Raw genomic sequence first — 20,018 nt, 5'->3', positions numbered from 1 at the left:
GATCAGGAACAATTCCTTGCGGGTCTGCTTGCGTTTACCGGCGTACTCGGCGTCGGCGAAGGTCATCTGCTTCATCGGGAAACTCGGCGAGTGGAATTCGGGCATTCTGCCAAAATCAGGAAGTCTTTTTCAGACCATCCCTAATCACCCATTAATCCAGCACACGCCGCACCACCCAAAACAGAAAAACCGTCGTTTTATAAAGCCTCAACGACCCCACAATCTTTTGAAGGATGGCGATTCGCTAATCCACTGCCCAAACTGCTGCCCCGGTCGCTCTATCAAGTAAAATGTCAAAACAGAAATCAAACAACCAATCAATAAAACCACAAAAAACAGCAACTCCACCCTTTCAGCCAACTCACGATAATTGAAAGATAAAAATGAAATTATCGGAACATGCGACAGATACAACCCATAACTAATCACCCCAAAAAAAAGCGCAAACCTATTTGCCAAAAAAAATCTAAACATGGTACTTTTTTGCGTACCGAAAACAAGCATAAAGAAAGTAACTACAACAATCATATTAAAGCCATCTCGAACCAACCTCCTCAGCAACTCCGGACTTACCAAATACGCCACAACTAAAGCAAAACAGGCAAGAAAAACAAAATTAGCAATGAAATTAGTCTTCGGCAGATGCGGCCTGAGCTTGTAAGCAGCTATACCAAGACAAAAGGTGTACAAATAGGGCCACGGACTCCAATTCCAGGCCAACAATGCATCATCAGAAGGCAGCGGCAGCTTCTCTGCAATGGCCACAGATTTGAAATTAATTTTGGCACTTAGTAGAACAAGCAAAAAAAACAAGATCTTTCTATTGCTAACCAACAACAACAAAGGAACCCAAAAATACCAGAAAACCTCAATAGATATTGACCACTCCACACCCAAAATAGTGTTTGTAACCCTATAATCAAAAACACTAAGAAAGCTCAAATGCATCAGCACGTTATAAAAATCAATTCCAACCGAAAAATGCTGCTGCCAGCCCACTGCAGAAACTGAAAAAACAATCGCAACCAGCAACCAAAAATAATAAAGAGGCGCCACACGCCAAAGTCTCTTATTTAAATAGCCAAAATACCCGGAGGAACTGTAATAGGATTGCGCCACACTAAACCCAGATATAACAAAAAAAGCCATGACGCCTGCTCGCCCGAGATCCACGAAAGCGTTGCCAATCTCACCAAAACTTCTTAACCCAGCACCCCCAGAGTGAACAAGCATTACCGCCAGCGCGGCAACTGCCCTCATCCCAGTTATGAAATCTGTATCACCATAAGATTTTTTTAGGGGAAACATTATAAGCGCTCCACGAGATCGAACATCCCCGCACTTCCAACGAAAACTCTAGTGCACCAAGAGACAGCCACCGCAAGCAAACACCAGCGAGAGAACGTCATTAACTCAAACAACCGATGAGACCGCTAGATCGCAGAACACCAAGAGCACTACTGCCGAATGACAGCTAAAGAGATATACCATTTAAGACGAGCCCATAAACGAAAAAGCAACCTCTTAAGGTTGCCTTCTAATTTCGCCACTCCTGCCCAAAAGTCTACCTCTGGAGAGATAAAGGAGTAGAGCCTTTACGAAAGGCTACCTAAATGGTGCGGACGGAGAGACTCGAACTCTCACACCTTGCGGCGCCAGAACCTAAATCTGGTGTGTCTACCAATTTCACCACGTCCGCATTCGACGCTAGAAACGAAAACGCCAGGCACTTGGCCTGGCGTCTTCGCAGAATATGGGGTGGACGATGGGAATCGAACCCACGACACCAGGAGCCACAATCCTGTGCTCTACCAACTGAGCTACGCCCACCATATTTCACTTTGCTTGCGCCAAGACTGCCAAATGGCACGCCCGGCAGGACTCGAACCTGCGACCATCCGCTTAGAAGGCGGATGCTCTATCCAGCTGAGCTACGGGCGCTCGATCATCTACCGGAGCAGACTCTTCGAAGCTTTCGGCTTCAGCAGAAGCCTTGAGACTTCTACGTTTGCCGTCTTACCCAGCTAGTGGCTGTGCTCGACAAGCGGGGCGCATGTTATAGCTGCCCCCACTACCCGTCAACAAAAAAATGAAAAAAATTTAGAAAGATAAAGGGGTTACGGGAAAATGCCCGGCAGCCGCCTTTGCCCCGCAGGCACGCCATGCGAGAATACGCGCCCTTTTTCGCTCCTTCCTAATGGTTAATCACGCGTCATGACCGCACAACTGATCGACGGCAAAACGATCGCCGCCCGCCTCCGCCAGCAGATAGCCCAGCGAGTAGCTGAACGCCGCCAGCAAGGACTGCGTATTCCCGGCCTGGCCGTGATCCTGGTGGGCAGCGATCCCGCCTCGCAAGTCTATGTCGCGCACAAGCGCAAGGACTGCGAGGAAGTCGGTTTCATTTCCCAGGCCCATGACCTGCCCGCCAGCACCCGCCAGGACGAACTGCTCGCCCTGATCGACCGCCTGAACCAGGACCCGGCCATCGACGGCATCCTGGTCCAGCTACCTCTGCCCGCGCACCTCGACGCCTCCCTGCTGCTGGAGCGCATCAGCCCGGACAAGGACGTGGACGGCTTCCACCCCTACAACATCGGCCGCCTCGCCCAGCGCATCCCGCTGCTGCGCCCCTGCACCCCGAAGGGCATCATGACCCTCCTGGAAAGCACCGGCGCAGACCTCTATGGCATGGACGCGGTGGTCGTCGGCGCCTCCAACATCGTCGGCCGCCCCATGGCCCTCGAACTGCTGCTCGCCGGCTGCACCGTCACCGTAACCCACCGTTTCACCAAGGACCTCGCCGGCCACGTCGGCCGTGCCGACCTGGTGGTGGTCGCCGCCGGTAAGCCCGGCCTGGTGAAAGGTGAATGGATCAAGGAAGGCGCGATCGTCATCGACGTCGGCATCAACCGCCAGGAAGACGGCAAGCTGGTCGGCGACGTCGAGTACGAGCCCGCCCTGCAGCGCGCCAGCTGGATCACCCCGGTCCCCGGCGGTGTTGGCCCCATGACACGTGCCTGCCTGCTGGAAAACACCCTGCACGCCGCCGAGCACCTGCACGACTGACGCGAGAGCAAGGCACCGAACGGCACCCCAGGGGTGCCGTTCTTCGTTTGGCACAAAGAAAGCTGACGAACGTCATTCCACCTCCACTTCCCGGCCTGCTAAAACGGAACCCGTACTGCTCCACCGCACCACCGAGACCATCCACGCATGCCCGGCCGCCCCGACGCCCCGCCAGCCCCCTACCCGCCCCAGCTCGACCAGCCGGTTCACCTCACCGCCGGCGAGCTCCAGGCCTCTCTCGACGCCACCATGGCCCAGCACAAGGGCGGCCCCGTCTGGCTGTTCGCCTACGGCTCGCTCATCTGGCGCCCGGAATGCCCCGCTGTAGAACGCAGCCGCGCGCGCATCCACGGCTACCACCGCGGCCTCTATCTGTGGTCGCAGATTCACCGGGGCACCCCCGATGCCCCCGGCCTCGTGCTCGGCCTCGATCGAGGCGGCTCCTGCTCCGGCTTCGCCTACCGCCTGCCTGACGAACACCTCGAACGCCACCTGTTCGCACTCTGGCAGCGGGAGATGCCCGATGCCGCCTACCAGCCGCGCTGGCTGGACTGTCGCCTCGAAGACGGCCGGCGCGTTCAGGCCCTCGGCTTCGTCCTGCGGCGCAACTTCGCCTGCTACGCCGGCGCCCTGCCGGATCACGTCCTCACCCAGGTCTTCGCCCGTGCCTGCGGCCATTACGGCACCACGCGCGACTACGTCGAGCAGACCGTCAACAGCCTGCGCGCCCACACCATGCCCGATCGCCGCCTGGAGTCCGCCCTCCTGCGCTGCAGTAAGCAATCTCACCTAGATTTCGACTGACCAATCGCTATGCACGCAAATCTATAGCGATCGACGCAGCGCTCGAATAACCTGCTCCAGCCCGCGCCATTGCTGGCAAGAACCGCTCGAGCGAATACCCGATGCGTTCCGTCGTGGCTGCCGTTATAAAAACAACCTCTTCACCACACGCACCCCACCTCCTGGCCCTGGGCGCCCTTGGCGCCGCCTTCCCCCCGCGAGCGCCTGTACCTCATCGCCTTCATCGAGCACGCCGGCCAGCGTGGGTCCTCCGACACTGCCCAGGTCCCGCCCTCCACCCGTTCGACCTCAGGACCAGCCTCGCGGCGGCCTCTTTTTGCCACCCCGTCAACGCACCTCCACAGGCTCCGCCGCAGCCCGCTTGCGCACATCCAGCACGTACTCCCGCTCGGCCAGCGACTCCCCGAGAAATGCCTTGAGCGTCGGCCCGCGCCGGAGCAAGCGCGGCCCCAGGAAGAATTCCGCCACCTCGTGGAACCAGACCCGCCTGCCGATGCGCGTGTACCAGCGCATGGCGTGGCGCACCTCGGCATCCCGGTGGAACAGCACCCGCCAGAGCGCCTTCGGCCGGGCCTGCATCCCCAGCTCGATCAGCTTGAACCAGAGGAACACCCGCCACGCCGGCACCTGCTGCACCGCCAGCACCTGGTGCTTGTAGTCCCAGCGGCGGGTGTCGGCCTGGATCACCTCCCGCGTCTCGGCCAGCGCGTAGAACGGCGTCCAGCGGTGCGGCGTGACGTACAGCAGCTGGATCTGGTCCGGGTCGTAGCGCAGCAGGTGGCGGAACGAGCGCCAGTAGTCGCCGTCCCGCTCCTCCTGGAACCCCACCACATAGGTCGCCATCGACACGATGCCGTGCTGGCGCAACAGGCGTATCGCCTGCTGGTCCTCCTTGGGCGTCGCGCCCTTGCGGATGGCCTTCAGGGTCGCCTCGTCGTAGCTCTCGATCCCCAGCAGAAAGCGGATCACCCCCGCCTGGCGATACAGGTGGAGGATGTCCGCATCGCGCACGATATCCCCGGCACGGGTGGACCCCACCAGCAACAACGGCACCTGCTCGGCGATCAGCGCTTCGAGAAAGGCCCGCCAGGCCTTGCGTGAGCCGGTGGGCAGCTCGTCGGCGAAGTTCACCAGCTCCACCCCCTTCTCCCGGTGCAGCCAGGCCAGCTCACGGGCCAGCCGCACCGGATCGCGATGGCGCCAGCGCGTCCAGAAGCCCCGCTGCCCGCAGTAGTTGCACAGGTGCGGGCACCCCCGGGAAAACTGCACCACCACCGCCCGCTTGCCACCCCAGTAGCTGTAGTCCGCGTGGTCGATCAGCTCCCAGCCCACCCGGTAGTCATCCAGGTTGCGCAGTATCGGCGCATCCGCCGTAGCCTGTGGCACCCCGGCTACTCGCAGGGCGATACCCGGCACCGTATCCAGAGGCTGCTCAGCCGCTAGGGCCTGCATCAGCGACAGCGCCGTCTGCTCGCCCTCACCGCGCACGATCAGGTCGATCGCCTCCACCTCCCGGAGGATCTCGTCCCAGTGATAGGTCGGGTGCACCCCGCCATAGACGATGCGCAGCCCCGGCAGCACTGCCTTCAGCGCCCGGCAGATCGCCACCACCGTCACGTGGGCCGAACTGGAGCCGGAGTGCCCCAGCATCACCACCGCCGGCGCCAGGTCCACCACTCGCGCGACGATGGCAGGCAGCGCCAGCCCCTCGCGGTCGGCATCCAGCAGGCGCACGGCAAAGCCCGCGTCCAGCAACGGGCCGCCCACGCTGAGCAGGCCGAGGGGCGGCAGATGCTCGCGGGGCATGCGGCTGCCGATGGCGGTGTGGGGCGGGTTGAGCAGCAGTACATCCATGGGAACACCCAGCGTCGGAAGAAGATGCGGGTGTTATCGCGCGCGCCTGTGAACGGCGCAGGGAGGTGGTGTGGGCATTGCGTGGCGATTGTGTGGAGGCCGGACGCGGGGCGCGTCCGGCCCGGTGGATCAGGCGAAGACGAAGTACTTGCGCACCGTCTCCACCACCTCCCAGGTGCCCTTCAGGCCGGGCTCGATGACGAACACATCACCGGCCCGCAGGTGCACCGGCGCCTCCCCTTCCGGCGTGATGATGCAGTAGCCATCGAGGAAGTGGCAGTACTCCCACTTCTCGTAGTTCACCTCGAACTTGCCGGGGGTGCAGATCCAGGTGCCCATGATCTTGCTGCCATCGGCAGAGGTGTAGGCGTTCAGGTTCACGGTGTGCGGGTCGCCGCCGATGCGCTTCCACTTGGTGGCGTCGAGCACGGGCGTCGGGCAGGTTTCACGCAGGACAGTGATGAAATCGGACATGAGCACTCCAGGCAGTGGGGAATCGAATGTCCACCCTAGGGCCCCCGCCCCCTGTCGGCTTGTCTGATACCGCCCCCCGCCTGTCCAGAAGCGCAGCCGTCAGAGGAACATGCCACCCGAGGCCTCGATCCGCTGGCCGGTGATCCAGCCCGCCTCGTCCGCCAGCAGCAAGGCGACCGCCTGGCCGATGTCGTCCGGCAGGCCGACCCGCCCCAGTGCGGTGTTGGAAGCCACGAAGGCATTCACCTCGGCGTTGTCGCGCACCACCCCGCCGCCGAAGTCCGTCTCGATGGCGCCCGGCGCCAGCACATTCACACGGATGCCACGCGGCCCCAGCTCCCGGGCCAGGTAGCGGGTCCAGACCTCCACGCCACCCTTCATCGCCGCGTAGGCGCCGTACCCCGGCAGGCAGAAGCGGGCCAGGCCGGTGGACAGGTTGAGGATGCGCCCACCGTCGGCAATCAGCGGCAGCAGGTGCTGAGTGAGGAAGAACGGCCCTTTCAACTGGATGCTCAGCAACTGGTCGAACTGCGCCTCGGTGGTCTCCGCGCAGGGGGCGTGGATGCCAATGCCGGCGTTGTTCACCAACGCATACAGGCGCGCCCCGTCAAAGCGCTGCTCCAGGCATTCGGCCACCTGGCGGGCGAACGCGGGGAAGCCGGACACAGCCCCCACATCCAACTGCAGCATCTCGGCCCGCCCACCCAGGCGCGCCACTTCATCGGCAACGGCCTGGGCCTCGTCCTGGCGCGAATGGTAGGTACCGATCAGGTCGAAGCCCCGTGTGGCGAGTTGCAGAGCCGCGTTGCGGCCCAGGCCGCGGCTGGCGCCAGTGATGAGCACGATCTTGCGAGTCATGGTGAAGTCCTCCGGTGGGTGGAAAGGACTCCAGGCTATTGTTCGCGATTGATCCGATAAATACCGCAAAACCGCACATACTGATCGCCATCCACGAACAGAGAACACCGCCATGGACACCCTCGACCTGCTGCGCACTTTCATGCGCGTCACCGAACTGTCGAGCTTCACCCAGGCCAGCGCCAGCCTCGGCCTGCCCCGCTCCAGCGTCTCCGAACAGGTGCAGGCGCTGGAACAGCGGCTGGGCGTGCGCCTGCTGCAGCGCACCACGCGCCAGGTCCGCGCCACCCAGGACGGCCTCGCACTCTACGAACGCAGCCAGTCCTTGCTGGCCCAGGTAGACGATCTCGAAGGCATGTTCCGTGAAGGCGCCGCCGCCCTGGCCGGCCGTCTGCGGGTGGACCTGCCCAACCGCATCGCTCGTCAGTGGGTGATGCCACGCCTGGCCGAGTTCCTCCACGCCCACCCGGCCCTCGAAATGGAGCTGAGCTGCACCGACCGCCGCGTCGACCTGGTGCGGGAAGGCTTCGACTGCGTCCTGCGGGTGGGCGAACTGATGGACCCGAGCCTGATCGCCCGCACACTTGGCCAACTACCCCTGGTCAACTGCGCCAGCCCCGCCTACCTCGCCCGCCACGGCACGCCGCAGACAGCGGAAGACCTGGCCCGGCACCACCTGGTGCACTACCAGCCGGTGCTCGGCGCGCGACCGGCCGGCTTCGATTATCAGCAGGAAGGGTGCCTGGTGCGCCTGCCCATGGGCGGCTGCCTCACGGTGAACAGCACCGATGCCTACGAAGGCGCCTGCCTGGGCGGCCTCGGCATCATCCAGGCCCCGCGCCTGGGCCTGACCGAGCTGCTGGCCAGCGGCGAACTGGTGGAAGTGCTGCCACAACTGAGCGCCCCGCCGCTGCCGCTGAACCTGCTCTATGCCCACCGCCTGCAACCCCGGCGGGTACGTGCCTTCATGGACTGGCTCGACGGCCTGCTGGCACCCCATCTCGACGGCCGCGCACACCGTTCACCGGTTTAGGTTGTCGATTCTAGAGCACCTCCGCGAGTCTCCCGGGCACGGCATACAACCCCAACAACGCCGCGTCACGCCTGATCATCGACGGGGGCCCTGCCCCGGGAGGTTCCATGCGACTGCACTGTTTCCTGCTCGGCTGCGTCTGGACGGACGGCTACGAAACCGAAGTCGGCGCCGAGCCGATGCTCTGCCAGCGCTGCCAACGCTGTGGCAGCCACCGTTACGTCAAACGGGCCGATCCGCCTCATCTGGCGACAGCCGCAGGTGCCGAGCCAGCTCGTCGAACAACGTGACCACCGCCCGCAGCCCCCGGCACTCAGGCCGTGTCAGCAGCCACAGGGCGCTGCCGCAGCCCTCGGCCGGCAGGTCCAGCGGCTGCAGGCACTCATCCAGCAGGAAGCGCGGCAGCACCGCCACCCCCAGCCCGGCGCGGGCCAGCTCGGCCACCGAGAGCATGCTGTTGCAACGGTAGGCCGGCACCAGCGCCGGGAAGCGCTGGCGACGCCAGGCCACGCTGGCGTGGTCGGGCAGGAAGTCGTCCGGGGCGATCCAGGCCATCTGCGCCGGGTCGCTGCCGGCCTGGCTCGCCAGGTAGGCCGGGCTGGCACAGACCACGTAGGGCACCTCGCCCAGGCAGCGGCCCACCAGGTGCTGCGGCGGTGAGCGGGTCAGGCGCACGGCGATGTCGGCGTCGCGCCGGCTGAGGTTGGCGAAGTCGTTGGAGGTGGCCAGCTCCAGGCGCAACGCCGGATAGGCCGGCATGAAGCGCGCCAGCACCGGCAGCACCAGGCCCTGCAGCACCGTGTCCGTGCAGGTCAGCCGTACCGTCCCGCTGAGCACCTCGCGCCCCTGTTCCAGAGCCAGTTGCGCCACCTCCAGGGCCTGTTCCGCCCGCTCGGCCTGTTCCGCCAGCAGCCGCGCCGCCGCGCCGGGCACGTAGCCGCCACGCCCCTTCTGGAACAGTTCGCTGCCCAGGGCCTGCTCCAAACGGCGGATGGCACGGAATACCGTGGAGACGTCCACCCGCAGCAGTTCGGCGGCCCGCGCCAGGCTGCCGCCGCGCACCAGCGCGAGCACCAGTGCCAGGTCGTCCTGGGCCAGCCTGTATTGCATCGGTGCAATCTTCATCGGTACGAATGCCTATTCTGCGTGCTGAAACGCAAGAATATAGTCCGTCCTGCCTGACACAAGGCCCCTCGACAAGGATCGGACATGATCGGCACCGCCCCCCTGCACATCGCCCTGCTGGGCGAACACGACCCCGCCATCACCGCCCACCGCGCCATCCCCCTGGCACTGGAGGACGCCGCGGAGCGCCTCGGCATCCGCGTACGCGCCGAGTGGATCGGCACCCAGGGCCTGGAGCCCCGCCACCTCGCCGGCCATCACGGGCTCTGGTGCGTGCCCGGCAGCCCCTACGCCGACACCGAGGGCGCCCTGCGCGGCATCCGCCATGCGCGGGTCAGCGGGCTGCCGTTCCTCGGCACCTGCGGCGGCTTCCAGCACGCGGTGCTGGAACACGCCCGCAACGTGCTCGGCTGGGTGGAAGCGGCCCACGCCGAGACCGACCCAGACGCCGGCCTGGCGGTGGTCTCGCCGCTCAGTTGTGCCCTGGTGGAATGCATCGAGGCCATCCACCTGGCACCCGGCTCCCGGCTCGCCAGCGCCTACGGCAACGCCATGGCCTTCGAGGGCTACCACTGCCGCTATGGCGTCAACCCGGACCTTCAACCGGCCTTGCTGAGCGCCGGGCTCAGCGCTTCCGCACACGGCAGTGACGGTGCCCTGCGCGCGGTGGAACTGGATAGCCACCCGTTCTTCGTCGCCACCCTCTTCCAGCCCGAGCGCGCCGCCCTGGCCGAGCGGCCGGCGCCCCTGGTGCAGGCCTTCCTGCGGAGCTGCGCGGCATGAGCGCCGCCACGCCACGGGCACGGCTGCCCGAACCGCCCTACTACGTGGTGATGTTCATCTCGCAACGTACCGAGGGTGACGACGGCTACGTCGCCATGACCGAACACATGGCGGAGCGCGCGCGTCGGCAGCCGGGTTTCCTCGGGGTGGAGTCGGTACGGGATGCCCAGGGCCTGGGCATCACCCTTTCCTATTGGCGCAGCAAGGCGGACATCCTCGCCTGGAAGCAGAACGCGCCTCACCGCGAAGCCCAGGCCAAGGGGCGCACGCAGTGGTACAGCCGGTTCGAGGTGCGCGTCGCACGGGTGGAGCGCAGCTACGGCTTCGCGGCGGAAGGCCCGGCCCCGGCGTGATTGCGCTGGTAGGTCTCTGCCCCCATGGCGGATATCTGCCCCTCGATCAGTGCCTCGAACGGGTGCAGCAGCGCCTCGAAGCAGGTGGCGGGCTCCAGCAGCTCCAGCGCGCGGGTGATGGCCTCCAGGGTGGACAACGCACCGGGGCCCGGCGCCTTGCGCAGGCGATAGCGGGAGGGCTCGCCCTCGGGCAGCGTCACCCGGGGCATCGCGGCCAGCGCCGGGTTGAGGTGCAGCAGCTTGCGCGCCTTGCGCCAGGTGCCGTCAGGCACCACCAGCAGCAGCGGGCGGGGCGTACCCACCAGCCCCGCCGGCAGCACCCGGGCATCCTCGCCGGGGAACAGCAGCCGCGCGTCCACCTCGGGGTCGGCCAGGCGCGCCGGCAGTTCCGCGAATACCTCGCCTACCCACAGCTCCGCCTGCAACAGCCCGAGGGCAGCGAAGCGCGCGGTATTCAGGGCATGCCCGGCCTCGCTTGGGTGCTGCAACACGAGCACACGGGTGCGGCTGTCCAGCCGCGGGATCAGCGGGCACAGGCACAGGCGTTCGGGGCGTTGGCAACGGGGGCATTGGGGGCGTGACATGGGCGCGGATTCTGCCACAGCCGCAGGCGGGCTCCGAGCCCGGTGAGTGCCGTCCACTGGCACCCTGCGTGTGGAATCAGCGGTTGAAGCGTTCGGCCAGGCTGTGCAGGTACTCGGCCATGTGCTCCAGGTCCTGGCTGATCTGGGCCCCTTCCAGGGCCTGGTTGGTGCTGTTATCGGAAAGCTGGGCGATGCGGGTGATCTGCCGGCTGATGTCGTCCGCCACCTGGGTCTGCTCCTCGGCAGCGGCGGCCATCTGCTGGCTCATGCCGGTGATGCGCGTGACCGCACTGCTGATCCCCTCCAGCGCCTCGCGCACGGCCTCGACGCTGCCGACGCTGTCCCGGGAGATTTCCTGGCCACGGCTGGCGGTGACCACCGCACGGTCCGCACCGGAACGCAGGGAGGCGATGATCTGGTGGATCTGCTCGGTGGACTGGCGGGTGCGCGAGGCCAGCGAACGCACCTCGTCCGCCACCACCGCGAAGCCCCGGCCCTGCTCGCCGGCCCGTGCCGCTTCGATGGCCGCGTTCAGCGCCAGCAGGTTGGTCTGCTCGGCGATGGAGGTGATCACGTCGGCCACGCTGCCGATGGACTGGGTCGACTCCGCCAGCTCGTTCACCGCCTTGCCGATCTCGCTGACCGCGTTGGCCATGTGCTCCATCGCCTCCAGGCTCTCGCCGGCCAGGCTGCGGCCCTGCTGAGCCAGACGGTCGGCCTCCTCGGCGGCGTGGGCGGTGTTCTGCACGTTGGTGGAGACTTCCAGAATGGTGGCGGCCATCTCGTTGATGGCAGTGGCGGACTGGTCCGTCTCGCTGCGCTGCTGCTCCAGCAGGTCGGCACTGGAGGTGGCCAGCCGGGACGAATCCATCGCCCGCGTGCGCACACCGCTGGCGGCATCCTCCAGCCGGGTGAGCGCCGTCTGCAGGCGCGCCTCCTCGCTGATCATCGCCATGTCCAGCAGCGCCTGCTCACCCTTGTTGGTGGAGTAGGTCAACGCCACCAGGCCACTGGTGAAGGCCCTCGGGTGTTCCGCCAGGGTGCGGCGGATCGTCTGGCGCTTGTCGTAGCGCTGGTAAGCGGCAAGGGCAAACATGGTCACGGCCATCAACACCAGCAGCCACGGGCCGGTGACGATGTAGTGCCCACCCAGGACAATCGCCGTGGCCAGGATCAGCGGCCAGGAATGGAGGGTGTCGTAGGCCCAGTAGTCGTACCAGGGCACCGGCGACTTGCCCGCCCGCAGCCGCGCATAGAGGGCATCGGCACGGCGCACCTGGTCACGGGTCGGCACCGAGCGTACCGACTCGTACCCCACCACCTTGCCCCCCTCGTAGACCGGGGTGACGTAGGCGCTGACCCAGTAGAAATCGCCGTTCTTGGCGCGGTTCTTCACCAGCCCCATCCACGGCTTGCCCTGCTTGAGGGTGTCCCACATATGCCCGAACACCGCCGGCGGCATATCCGGGTGGCGCACGAGGTTGTGGGGTTGGCCAATCAGTTCCTCGCGGGAAAATCCACTGATTTCCACGAAGGCGTCGTTGCAGTAGGTGATCTTGCTGCTGAGATCGGTGGTAGAGATCAAGCGCTCGCTCGGAGAAAACGTGCGCTCACGCTGCGTCACGGGAAGGTTCTGGCGCATCGGTTGACGTCCCTGGTAGTTGGAACCCGGCGGGCTTTGCGGATCACCCTTGAATAGGGTCTAGCACAGTGATGGCGTGCCGCCAGAACCAACGTACGAATCTTTTGACGTGACTCAACACCTTCCGGGCGAAAGATGAACGAGCGGTCAACGCAAGTTCAGTTGGGCCCGCAGCAAGTCACGGAAGGTGACGATCAGGGGTTCCCGCGCCCGCCCACGGCGCAGGATCATCGAGAACGGCGCCTGGTAGCCGAAGGTCGCCGGCGAGAGTGCCCGCAGGCGCTGCTGGTCCACCCAGGGCTGAGCGTAGTGCTCGGGCAGGTAGCCGATGTAGGCGCCGGAGAGCACCAGAATCAGTTGCGCCTCCATGGACTCCACCGTCGCCGCGCTGTGCTTGAAGCCATGCCGCGCCAGCTCGGCCTGGCTCCAGTAGCCCCGGCCGACCATGCGCTGCTGGGTGATGACCTCTGCCGGGATGCGCCGGTCGCTGAACAATGGATGCCGGTCACTGCAGTACAACCAGTGCTGCTCGCGATACAGCGGCTGGTAGGTCAGACCGTTCATGCGCGTGGAAAAGGCGCCGATGGCCAGGTCCAGGCGGTTGTCCAGCACCCCCAGTTGCAGGTCGTAGGGGCTCATCACCGACAGGTGCAGGTGCACGCCGGGGTGTTCGCGGCTGTAGGCGCCGATCACCTCGGCCAGCGGCAACGCCGGGTCGCTGACGGTGGAGTCCAGGACCCCCAGGTTGAGCGTTCCGCGCAGTTCCCCCTTCAGCGAGGCCGAATAGCGCTCGAAGCTTTCCAGCTCGCCCAGCAGGCGCAGCGCCTCCTGGTGGAACAGCTCACCCTTGCTGGTCAGGCTGAAACCGCCCCGCCCCCGGTGGCACAGGGTGATGCCCAGGTGCGCCTCCAACTGGCTCATGTAGGTGCTGATGGCCGAGGTGGACAGGTTCAGCTCCTGCTGCGCGGCAGCGAAGCCCTGGTGGCGCACCACGGCCGCGAACACGCGCAGCAGCTTGAGGTCGGGAAGGGTGTTGGACATAGGGCTCCGGCAAAACTATCGACGACAGGGCTCCGTGGGAGCGAATTCATTCGCGATGCGGGCCACAGGCCCGCCAATCCGCCGCCAGGCGCCGCTTCGCGGCGTTTCGCGGATGAATCCGCTCCCACCACAACGGTGCTACTGCGTCAGATCGGCGCAGTCTACCCGTTGCGGATAGTTTAGAAATCCTTGAAGTGATTATTTGCCCGTGGGGATTCTTCCCGCGGCACCCGCTCACCAGAATCCGCCCCACGACAACCACAACAACCGTGAGGCCACCCCGTGGACAAGAAACTCCACCAGCCCCTGGGCGGCAATGAAATGCCCCGTTTCGGCGGCATCGCCACCATGCTTCGCCTTCCCCACATCCAGACCCCCGCCGAACTCGACGCCCTCGACGCCGCCTTCGTCGGCGTGCCGCTGGACATCGGCACCTCGCTGCGTTCCGGCACCCGCTTCGGCCCCCGCGAGATCCGCGCCGAGTCGGTGATGATCCGTCCCTACAACATGGCCACCGGTGCCGCCCCGTTCGACTCGCTGAACGTGGCCGACATCGGTGACGTCGCCATCAACACCTTCAACCTGCTGGACGCCGTGCGCATCATCGAGCAGGAATACGACCGCATCCTCGGCCACGGCATCCTGCCGCTGACCCTGGGCGGTGACCACACCATCACCCTGCCGATCCTGCGGGCCATCAGGAAGAAGCACGGCAAGGTGGGTCTGGTGCACATCGACGCCCACGCCGACGTCAACGACCACATGTTCGGCGAGAAGATCGCCCACGGCACCACCTTCCGCCGCGCGGTGGAGGAGGACCTGCTCGATTGCGACCGCGTGGTGCAGATCGGCCTGCGCGCCCAGGGCTACACCGCCGAGGACTTCAACTGGAGCCGCAAGCAGGGCTTCCGCGTGGTGCAGGCCGAAGAGTGCTGGCACAAGTCCCTCGAACCACTGATGGCCGAGGTGCGCGAGAAGGTCGGCGGCGGCCCGGTGTACCTGTCCTTCGACATCGACGGCATCGACCCGGCCTGGGCGCCCGGCACCGGCACCCCGGAGATCGGCGGCCTGACCACCATCCAGGCGATGGAGATCATCCGTGGCTGCCAGGGCCTGGACATCATCGGCTGCGACCTGGTGGAGGTCTCCCCGCCCTACGACACCACCGGCAACACCTCGCTGCTGGCGGCCAACCTGCTGTACGAGATGCTCTGCATCCTGCCCGGCGTGGAGCGTCGCTGACATGGACGCCCGCCGCCAGGTCCTGGAGGGCGGCGAAACCGCGGACAGCCCGGAGCGGAAGACCATCGTCTTCCGCCAAAAACAAGAAAACACCCCATGGCTCGCCTGCCATGAACGCCTGTCGGCCATGCCGGAGCATCTGCCCCCAACCTGACGCGCTCCCCGGGAGATGAACATGCATAACAACAACAATGAACACAGCCTGACGCACATCGACGTATTCGGGGTCGAGCAAGTCCCGGACCACAAGCACAACGCCGGACCGATCGATCTGTTCCGCATGATCTTCGGCAGCGCCAACACCTTCGCCCTCCCCCTTGCTCGGCAGCTTCCCCGTAGTCTTCGGCCTGTCCTTCCAGGCCGGTGTGTGGGCCATCCTGCCGGGCATCGTGGTCGGCTCGCCAAACGGCACCAACAACGCGGTCTTCTCCAGCGCCTACTCCGGCGTCCACGGGCGGATCGTCGGCAGGCTCCTTTCGCGGCCCAACCCGTTCCCCGAGCCGACCGAAATGTACGGCGCTGGGTGCGCAAGAAGCGCAGCGCCGCGCCCCTGCGAGCTGAGGCCGCCTGACCCTGAACCCACCGGGACCTGGACGGCCCCGATCCTTGCGATGAACGGACCGGCCACGCTGCAGCACCGCGCGGCTACGCACCTCCCCGGATGCCCGTCCGGACTACAACAATGAGAAAGAGAGAGCTGATCTTATGGCCCTGGATATCTTCGTCGTACTGCTCTACGTCGCCGGCATGCTGGCACTCGGCTGGTATGGCATGCGTCGCGCCAAGACCCGTGACGACTACCTGGTCGCCGGACGCAACCTCGGCCCGGGTTTCTACCTCGGCACCATGGCCGCCACCGTGCTCGGTGGCGCCTCCACCATCGGCACCGTGCGCCTGGGCTACGTCCACGGGATCTCCGGCTTCTGGCTCTGCGGCGCCATCGGCCTGGGCATCGTCGGGCTCAGCCTGTTCCTGGCCAAACCGCTGCTGAAACTGAAGATCTACACCGTCACCCAGGTACTGGAGCGCCGCTACACCCCGGCCGCCCGCCAATCCAGCGCCTTGATCATGCTGGTGTACGCGCTGATGATCGGTGCCACCTCCACCATCGCCATCGGCACCGTCATGCAGGTACTGTTCGGCCTGCCGTTCTGGATCGCCATCCTCGTCGGCGGCGGCGTGGTGGTGCTCTACTCCACCATCGGCGGCATGTGGTCGCTGACCCTCACCGACATCGTGCAGTTCCTGATCATGACCGTCGGCCTGGTATTCCTGCTGATGCCCATGTCCATCGCCGACGCTGGCGGCTGGAACGCCCTGGTGGAGAAGCTGCCGGCGCGCTACTTCGATTTCACCGCCATCGGCTGGGACACCATCGTCACCTACTTCCTGATCTACTTCTTCGGCATGTTCATCGGCCAGGACATCTGGCAGCGCGTGTTCACCGCCCGCAGCGAAGGTGTGGCCAAGGTGGCCGGCACGGCTGCCGGCCTCTACTGCGTGCTCTACGGCCTGGCCGGCGCCCTCATCGGCATGGCCGCCAAGGTGCTGCTGCCGGACCTGGAGAACGTCAACAACGCCTTCGCCAGCGTCGTCGAACACAGCCTGCCCAACGGCATCCGTGGCCTGGTGATCGCCGCCGCCCTGGCCGCGCTGATGTCCACCGCCAGCGCCGGCCTGCTGGCCGCCTCCACCACCATCACCCAGGACCTGCTGCCGCTGCTGCGCGGTGGCCGGACCAGCGGCAACGGCGACGTGCATGAAAACCGCATCGCCACCCTGCTGCTGGGCGTGGTCATGCTCGGCATCGCCCTGGTGGTGAGCGACGTCATCAGCGCCCTGACCGTGGCCTACAACCTGCTGGTGGGCGGCATGCTGGTTCCGCTGATCGGTGCCATCTACTGGAAGCGCGCCACCACCGCCGGCGCCATCGCCAGCATGAGCCTGGGCTTCCTCACCGTGCTGGGCTTCATGTTCAAGGACGGCCTGGACGCCAACACCCCGATCTACTACAGCCTTGCGGTCGGTCTGGTGAGCTTCGTGGTCATCAGCCTGGTGACACGTCGCCCGGCCAGCCACGCCAGCCTGGCCTGATCGTCGCGACGGGTCGCGGCCCACTCCCGCGCCCCTTCTGAGCCCGGCAGGCTTGCCTGCCGGGCTCGTTTCATACCCAGCCCAACAAGGAACCTGCCATGACCACCTGCGGTGAATTCCTCGTCAAGCAACTGCAAGCCTGGGGCGTCGACACCGTGTTCGGCATCCCCGGCGTGCACACCGTCGAGCTCTACCGTGGCCTGCCCGGCAGCGGCATACGCCACATCACTCCGCGCCACGAACAGGGCGCCGGCTTCATGGCCGACGGCTACGCCCGCGTCACCGGCAAGCCCGGTATGTGCTTCATCATCACCGGCCCGGGCATGACCAACATCCTCACCGCCATGGGCCAGGCCTACGCCGACTCCATCCCCATGCTGGTGATCTCCAGCGTCAACGAACGCCACCGCCTCGGCCTCGGCAACGGCTACCTGCACGAACTGCCGGACCAGCGCGGTCTGGTCGCCGGCGTCGCCGCCTTCAGCCACACCCTCATGAGCGTCGACGAACTGCCCGCCGTGCTGGCCCGCGCCTTCGCCGTGTTCGACGGCCAGCGTCCGCGCCCGGTGCACATCGAGCTGCCACTGGACATCATCACCGCCCCCGCCGACCACCTGGAGCTGCGCACCCGCGTGCGCCTGCCGCGTCCTGCCGCGCCCCTAGCACAGTTGCGCGAGGCCGCCCAACGCCTGCGCGCCGCCCAACGCCCGCTCCTGCTGCTGGGCGGCGGTTGCGTCGAAGCCCAGGTGGAGGCCCGCGCTCTGGCCACCGCCCTCGACGCCCCCACCGCGCAGACCATCAACGCCAAGGGCCTGCTTCCCGGCGACCACCCGCTGCTGCTGGGCAGCAACCAGTCCCTGGTGCCGGTACGCCAACTGGCTGCCGACGCCGACCTGGTGCTGGCCATCGGCACCGAGTTGGGCGAGACCGACTACGACGTGGTGTTCGACGGCGGCTTCCGCATCGGCGGCGAGCTGATCCGCATCGACATCGACGCCCAGCAACTGGTGCGCAACCACGCCCCGGCCATGGCCATCCACTGCGATGCCCGCCAGGCCATGCGCGTGCTGCTGGCCGAGCTGCCGCCGCGCCAGGCCGACGCCAACAGCCCCGGCGCCCGTCGCGCCGCCGAAGCCCGCGCACAACTGGCCGAAGGCTTCGCCGGCTGGGAGCACTACCGTCGGTTGTTCGACTGCATCCTCGAAGTGCTGCCCGACGCGCGCTTCGTCGGTGACTCGACCCAGACCGTCTACAGCGGCAACCACCTGGTGGAGCTGGACGGTGCCCGCCGCTGGTTCAACGCCTCCACCGGCTACGGCACCCTCGGCTACGGCCTGCCGGCGGCCATCGGCGCCAAGCTGGCCGAACCGGAGCGCCCGGTGATCAGCCTGATGGGCGACGGCGGCATCCAGTTCACCCTGCCGGAACTGGCCAGCGCCGTCGAAGCACGGGTCGGCGTCATCGTCCTGCTGTGGAACAACCAGGGTTACGGCGAGATCAAGCGCTACATGGAGCGCCGCGACATCACCCCGCTCGGCGTGGACATCCACACCCCGGACTTCATCGCCATCGCCCGCGGCTTCGGCTGCCAGGCCGAGAAAGCCCGCGACCACGCCCATCTGCAGGAGCTGCTGCGCAACGCCCCGGGGGACCGCCCGCTGATCATCGAAGTGGCCGAAGCCCCGCCCTTCGCCCCGTGAACCCGACCCCGTAGCCCGGGCCAGCACCCTGCCAGACCGTAGCCCGGACTTCAGTCCGGGACGCTTCAAACCCCAATCCCCAGGCTGAATCCCGGGCTACGCATCCAGGCCGGCAACCCGCAGACCGTAGCCCGGACTTCAGTCCGGGACGCTTCAACCCGAACCCCGGGCTGAAGCCCGGGCTACGCATCCAGGCCGGCAACCCACAGACCGTAGCCCGGACTTCAGTCCGGGACGCTTCAACCCCCAATCCCCGGGCTGAAGCCCGGGCTACGCATCCGGGCCGGCAACCCACAGACCGTAGCCCGGACTTCAGTCCGGGACGCTTCAACCCCCAATCCCCGGGCTGAAGCCCGGGCTACGCATCCGGGCCGGCAACCCGCAGACCGTAGCCCGGACTTCAGTCCGGGACGCTTCAGCCCGAACCCCTGGGCAGAAGCCCAGGCTACGCATCCAGGCCGGCAACCCACAGACCGTAGCCCGGACTTCAGTCCGGGACGCCTCAACCCGAACCCCTGGGCAGAAGCCCGGGCTACGGACCTGAAGTCGCCCCTGCAGGTGCGGTGGGGCGTTGCCAGGTATGCTGCCCCCACAACCACAACAAAGGAGCCTCCGATGAAAATCGTCAGCCGAGACCGCTGGTTCGAGGTGGAGCACCTCTACGACGGCATCAGCCTCATCAGCGAGCCCTACGTGCGGCCCTTCTACCGCTGCAACCTCTGGCACATCCAGGGGCGCGACCGCGACGTGCTGGTGGACTCCGGCTCCGGTCTGGTCAGCCTGCGCGAGCAACTGCCCTGGCTCACCCAGCGCCCGCTGCTGGCCGTGGCCAGCCACACCCATTTCGACCACATCGCCGGCCACCACGAGTTCGACGAACGCCTGGTGCACCCCGCCGAGGCCGACATCCTCGCCCGCCCCGACGGCGACAACACCCTGGCCCGCGCCTTCGTCGACGACGCCATGTTCGAGGCCCACCCCGACTGCCCGCTGTGCTACGCCGAGTACCGGGTCAAGGCCGCCCCGGCCACCCGGCTGATCGAGGAAGGCGACGTCCTCGACCTGGGCGACCGCGTGCTGGAAGTGCTGCACACCCCTGGCCATTCCCCCGGCGGCATCAGCCTCTGGGAGGCCCGCACCGGCACCCTGTTCAGCGGCGACATCATCTACGACGGCCCGCTGATCGAGGACGCCTACCACTCCAACCTCGACGACTACGCCCGCAGCCTGGCGCGTCTGCGCGAGCTGCCGGTGCGTACCGTGCACGGTGGCCACTTCCCCAGCTTCTCCGGCGAACGCCTGAATACGCTGATCGACGACTGGTTCGCGCAACACGACTGATCCTGCCCGGGCGCCGTCCCG

The 20,018-nt window shown here is 65.9% G+C and carries 19 protein-coding genes, 3 tRNA genes and 2 pseudogenes; 12 read left to right on the top strand and 12 right to left on the bottom strand.

Annotated elements, in window-relative coordinates:
- Positions 1-207 precede the first annotated feature (207 nt).
- The 4 genes from A9G05_RS26665 to A9G05_RS15390 all read right to left on the bottom strand — a co-directional run bounded on the left by A9G05_RS26665 (position 208) and on the right by A9G05_RS15390 (position 1,941).
- The gene (locus tag A9G05_RS26665) at positions 208-1,308 is read right to left on the bottom strand and encodes an acyltransferase (protein ID WP_083272593.1); all 1,101 of its coding nucleotides are present in this window, start codon (positions 1,306-1,308) and stop codon (positions 208-210) included.
- A 306-nt stretch (positions 1,309-1,614) separates the two neighbouring features.
- A tRNA-Leu gene (locus tag A9G05_RS15400) sits at positions 1,615-1,699 on the bottom strand.
- 55 nt (positions 1,700-1,754) lie between these two features.
- Positions 1,755-1,830: transfer RNA gene (locus tag A9G05_RS15395), tRNA-His, on the bottom strand.
- A 34-nt stretch (positions 1,831-1,864) separates the two neighbouring features.
- Positions 1,865-1,941 (bottom strand) — tRNA-Arg (locus A9G05_RS15390).
- A gap of 273 nt (positions 1,942-2,214) precedes the next feature.
- Here A9G05_RS15390 and folD point away from each other — a divergent pair.
- Positions 2,215-3,069: a bifunctional methylenetetrahydrofolate dehydrogenase/methenyltetrahydrofolate cyclohydrolase FolD gene (gene folD, locus A9G05_RS15385; protein WP_044408347.1), complete on the top strand. Its 855-nt coding sequence runs from the start codon at positions 2,215-2,217 to the stop codon at positions 3,067-3,069.
- 147 nt (positions 3,070-3,216) lie between these two features.
- Complete coding sequence (locus tag A9G05_RS15380) at positions 3,217-3,873, top strand: gamma-glutamylcyclotransferase (protein WP_069561807.1); 657 nt, start codon at positions 3,217-3,219, stop codon at positions 3,871-3,873.
- Between the two features lie 327 nt (positions 3,874-4,200).
- Here A9G05_RS15380 and bchE read toward each other — a convergent pair whose 3' ends face one another.
- The 3 genes from bchE to A9G05_RS15365 form a co-directional block, all read right to left on the bottom strand.
- On the bottom strand, positions 4,201-5,727 hold the full coding sequence (gene bchE / locus A9G05_RS15375) for a magnesium-protoporphyrin IX monomethyl ester anaerobic oxidative cyclase (RefSeq protein WP_069561806.1): 1,527 nt from the start codon (positions 5,725-5,727) through the stop codon (positions 4,201-4,203).
- A gap of 129 nt (positions 5,728-5,856) precedes the next feature.
- On the bottom strand, positions 5,857-6,201 hold the full coding sequence (locus A9G05_RS15370) for a cupin domain-containing protein (protein ID WP_044408357.1): 345 nt from the start codon (positions 6,199-6,201) through the stop codon (positions 5,857-5,859).
- A 99-nt stretch (positions 6,202-6,300) separates the two neighbouring features.
- A complete protein-coding gene (locus tag A9G05_RS15365; protein WP_069561805.1) occupies positions 6,301-7,059 on the bottom strand; it encodes an SDR family NAD(P)-dependent oxidoreductase in 759 nt (252 codons plus the stop codon).
- A gap of 112 nt (positions 7,060-7,171) precedes the next feature.
- Here A9G05_RS15365 and A9G05_RS15360 point away from each other — a divergent pair, with 112 nt between their 5' ends.
- Positions 7,172-8,092 carry a LysR family transcriptional regulator gene (locus A9G05_RS15360; protein ID WP_069561804.1) on the top strand — a complete coding sequence of 307 codons (921 nt, stop codon included), beginning with the start codon at positions 7,172-7,174 and terminating at the stop codon, positions 8,090-8,092.
- Positions 8,093-8,199: 107 nt separating this feature from the next.
- Positions 8,200-8,382, top strand: a complete 183-nt coding sequence (locus A9G05_RS28315; RefSeq protein WP_082078258.1) for a PSPA7_2676 family Cys-rich small protein — start codon at positions 8,200-8,202, stop codon at positions 8,380-8,382.
- Here the strand turns inward: A9G05_RS28315 and A9G05_RS15355 are convergent.
- Positions 8,315-9,202 (bottom strand): LysR family transcriptional regulator, encoded by an 888-nt coding sequence (locus A9G05_RS15355; protein WP_256548423.1) that lies wholly within the window; start codon positions 9,200-9,202, stop codon positions 8,315-8,317. The genes A9G05_RS28315 and A9G05_RS15355 overlap by 68 nt on opposite strands.
- A 99-nt stretch (positions 9,203-9,301) precedes the next feature.
- Between A9G05_RS15355 and A9G05_RS15350 the strand changes: the two genes are divergently transcribed.
- Positions 9,302-10,000: a CTP synthase gene (locus tag A9G05_RS15350; RefSeq protein ID WP_069561802.1), complete on the top strand. Its 699-nt coding sequence runs from the start codon at positions 9,302-9,304 to the stop codon at positions 9,998-10,000.
- Positions 9,997-10,353 (top strand): antibiotic biosynthesis monooxygenase, encoded by a 357-nt coding sequence (locus A9G05_RS15345; protein ID WP_069561801.1) that lies wholly within the window; start codon positions 9,997-9,999, stop codon positions 10,351-10,353. Before A9G05_RS15350 ends, A9G05_RS15345 begins: the two co-directional genes overlap by 4 nt.
- On the opposite strand, the gene A9G05_RS15340 is transcribed toward A9G05_RS15345, so the two are convergent.
- From A9G05_RS15340 to A9G05_RS15330, 4 genes and pseudogenes are all read right to left on the bottom strand, one after another.
- The gene (locus A9G05_RS15340; protein WP_069561800.1) at positions 10,317-10,937 is read right to left on the bottom strand and encodes a tRNA-uridine aminocarboxypropyltransferase; all 621 of its coding nucleotides are present in this window, start codon (positions 10,935-10,937) and stop codon (positions 10,317-10,319) included. The genes A9G05_RS15345 and A9G05_RS15340 overlap by 37 nt on opposite strands.
- 76 nt (positions 10,938-11,013) lie before the next feature.
- Complete coding sequence (locus A9G05_RS15335) at positions 11,014-12,045, bottom strand: methyl-accepting chemotaxis protein (RefSeq protein ID WP_371850569.1); 1,032 nt, start codon at positions 12,043-12,045, stop codon at positions 11,014-11,016.
- Positions 12,046-12,267: 222 nt separating this feature from the next.
- Positions 12,268-12,579, bottom strand: a pseudogene (locus tag A9G05_RS28480) (PAS domain-containing protein); the annotation flags it as partial.
- Between the two features lie 147 nt (positions 12,580-12,726).
- Positions 12,727-13,620 carry a LysR family transcriptional regulator gene (locus tag A9G05_RS15330; protein WP_069561798.1) on the bottom strand — a complete coding sequence of 298 codons (894 nt, stop codon included), beginning with the start codon at positions 13,618-13,620 and terminating at the stop codon, positions 12,727-12,729.
- A 282-nt stretch (positions 13,621-13,902) separates the two neighbouring features.
- On the opposite strand from A9G05_RS15330, the gene speB reads away from it, so the two are divergent.
- The 6 genes and pseudogenes from speB (at position 13,903) to A9G05_RS15310 (ending at position 19,997) form a co-directional block, all read left to right on the top strand.
- Positions 13,903-14,862 carry an agmatinase gene (gene speB / locus A9G05_RS15325; protein ID WP_069561797.1) on the top strand — a complete coding sequence of 320 codons (960 nt, stop codon included), beginning with the start codon at positions 13,903-13,905 and terminating at the stop codon, positions 14,860-14,862.
- A 1-nt stretch (position 14,863) separates the two neighbouring features.
- Positions 14,864-15,016: a hypothetical protein gene (locus A9G05_RS27295; protein WP_371850568.1), complete on the top strand. Its 153-nt coding sequence runs from the start codon at positions 14,864-14,866 to the stop codon at positions 15,014-15,016.
- A gap of 21 nt (positions 15,017-15,037) precedes the next feature.
- Positions 15,038-15,341: pseudogene (locus A9G05_RS28145) on the top strand (cytosine permease); the annotation flags it as partial.
- A 226-nt stretch (positions 15,342-15,567) separates the two neighbouring features.
- Entirely contained in the window at positions 15,568-16,956 is a 1,389-nt protein-coding gene (locus A9G05_RS15320) for a sodium:solute symporter (protein ID WP_069561796.1), read from the top strand.
- Between the two features lie 98 nt (positions 16,957-17,054).
- Positions 17,055-18,656, top strand: a complete 1,602-nt coding sequence (locus tag A9G05_RS15315; protein WP_069561795.1) for a 5-guanidino-2-oxopentanoate decarboxylase — start codon at positions 17,055-17,057, stop codon at positions 18,654-18,656.
- Positions 18,657-19,271: 615 nt separating this feature from the next.
- On the top strand, positions 19,272-19,997 hold the full coding sequence (locus A9G05_RS15310) for an MBL fold metallo-hydrolase (RefSeq protein WP_069561794.1): 726 nt from the start codon (positions 19,272-19,274) through the stop codon (positions 19,995-19,997).
- Positions 19,998-20,018 lie beyond the last annotated feature (21 nt).

Source organism: Pseudomonas sp. ENNP23 (assembly GCF_001728945.1).
Taxonomy (GTDB): domain Bacteria; phylum Pseudomonadota; class Gammaproteobacteria; order Pseudomonadales; family Pseudomonadaceae; genus Metapseudomonas; species Metapseudomonas otitidis.
The sequence above is the reverse complement of the archived record's forward strand: the minus strand, read 5'-3'. Positions and strand labels throughout refer to the sequence as shown.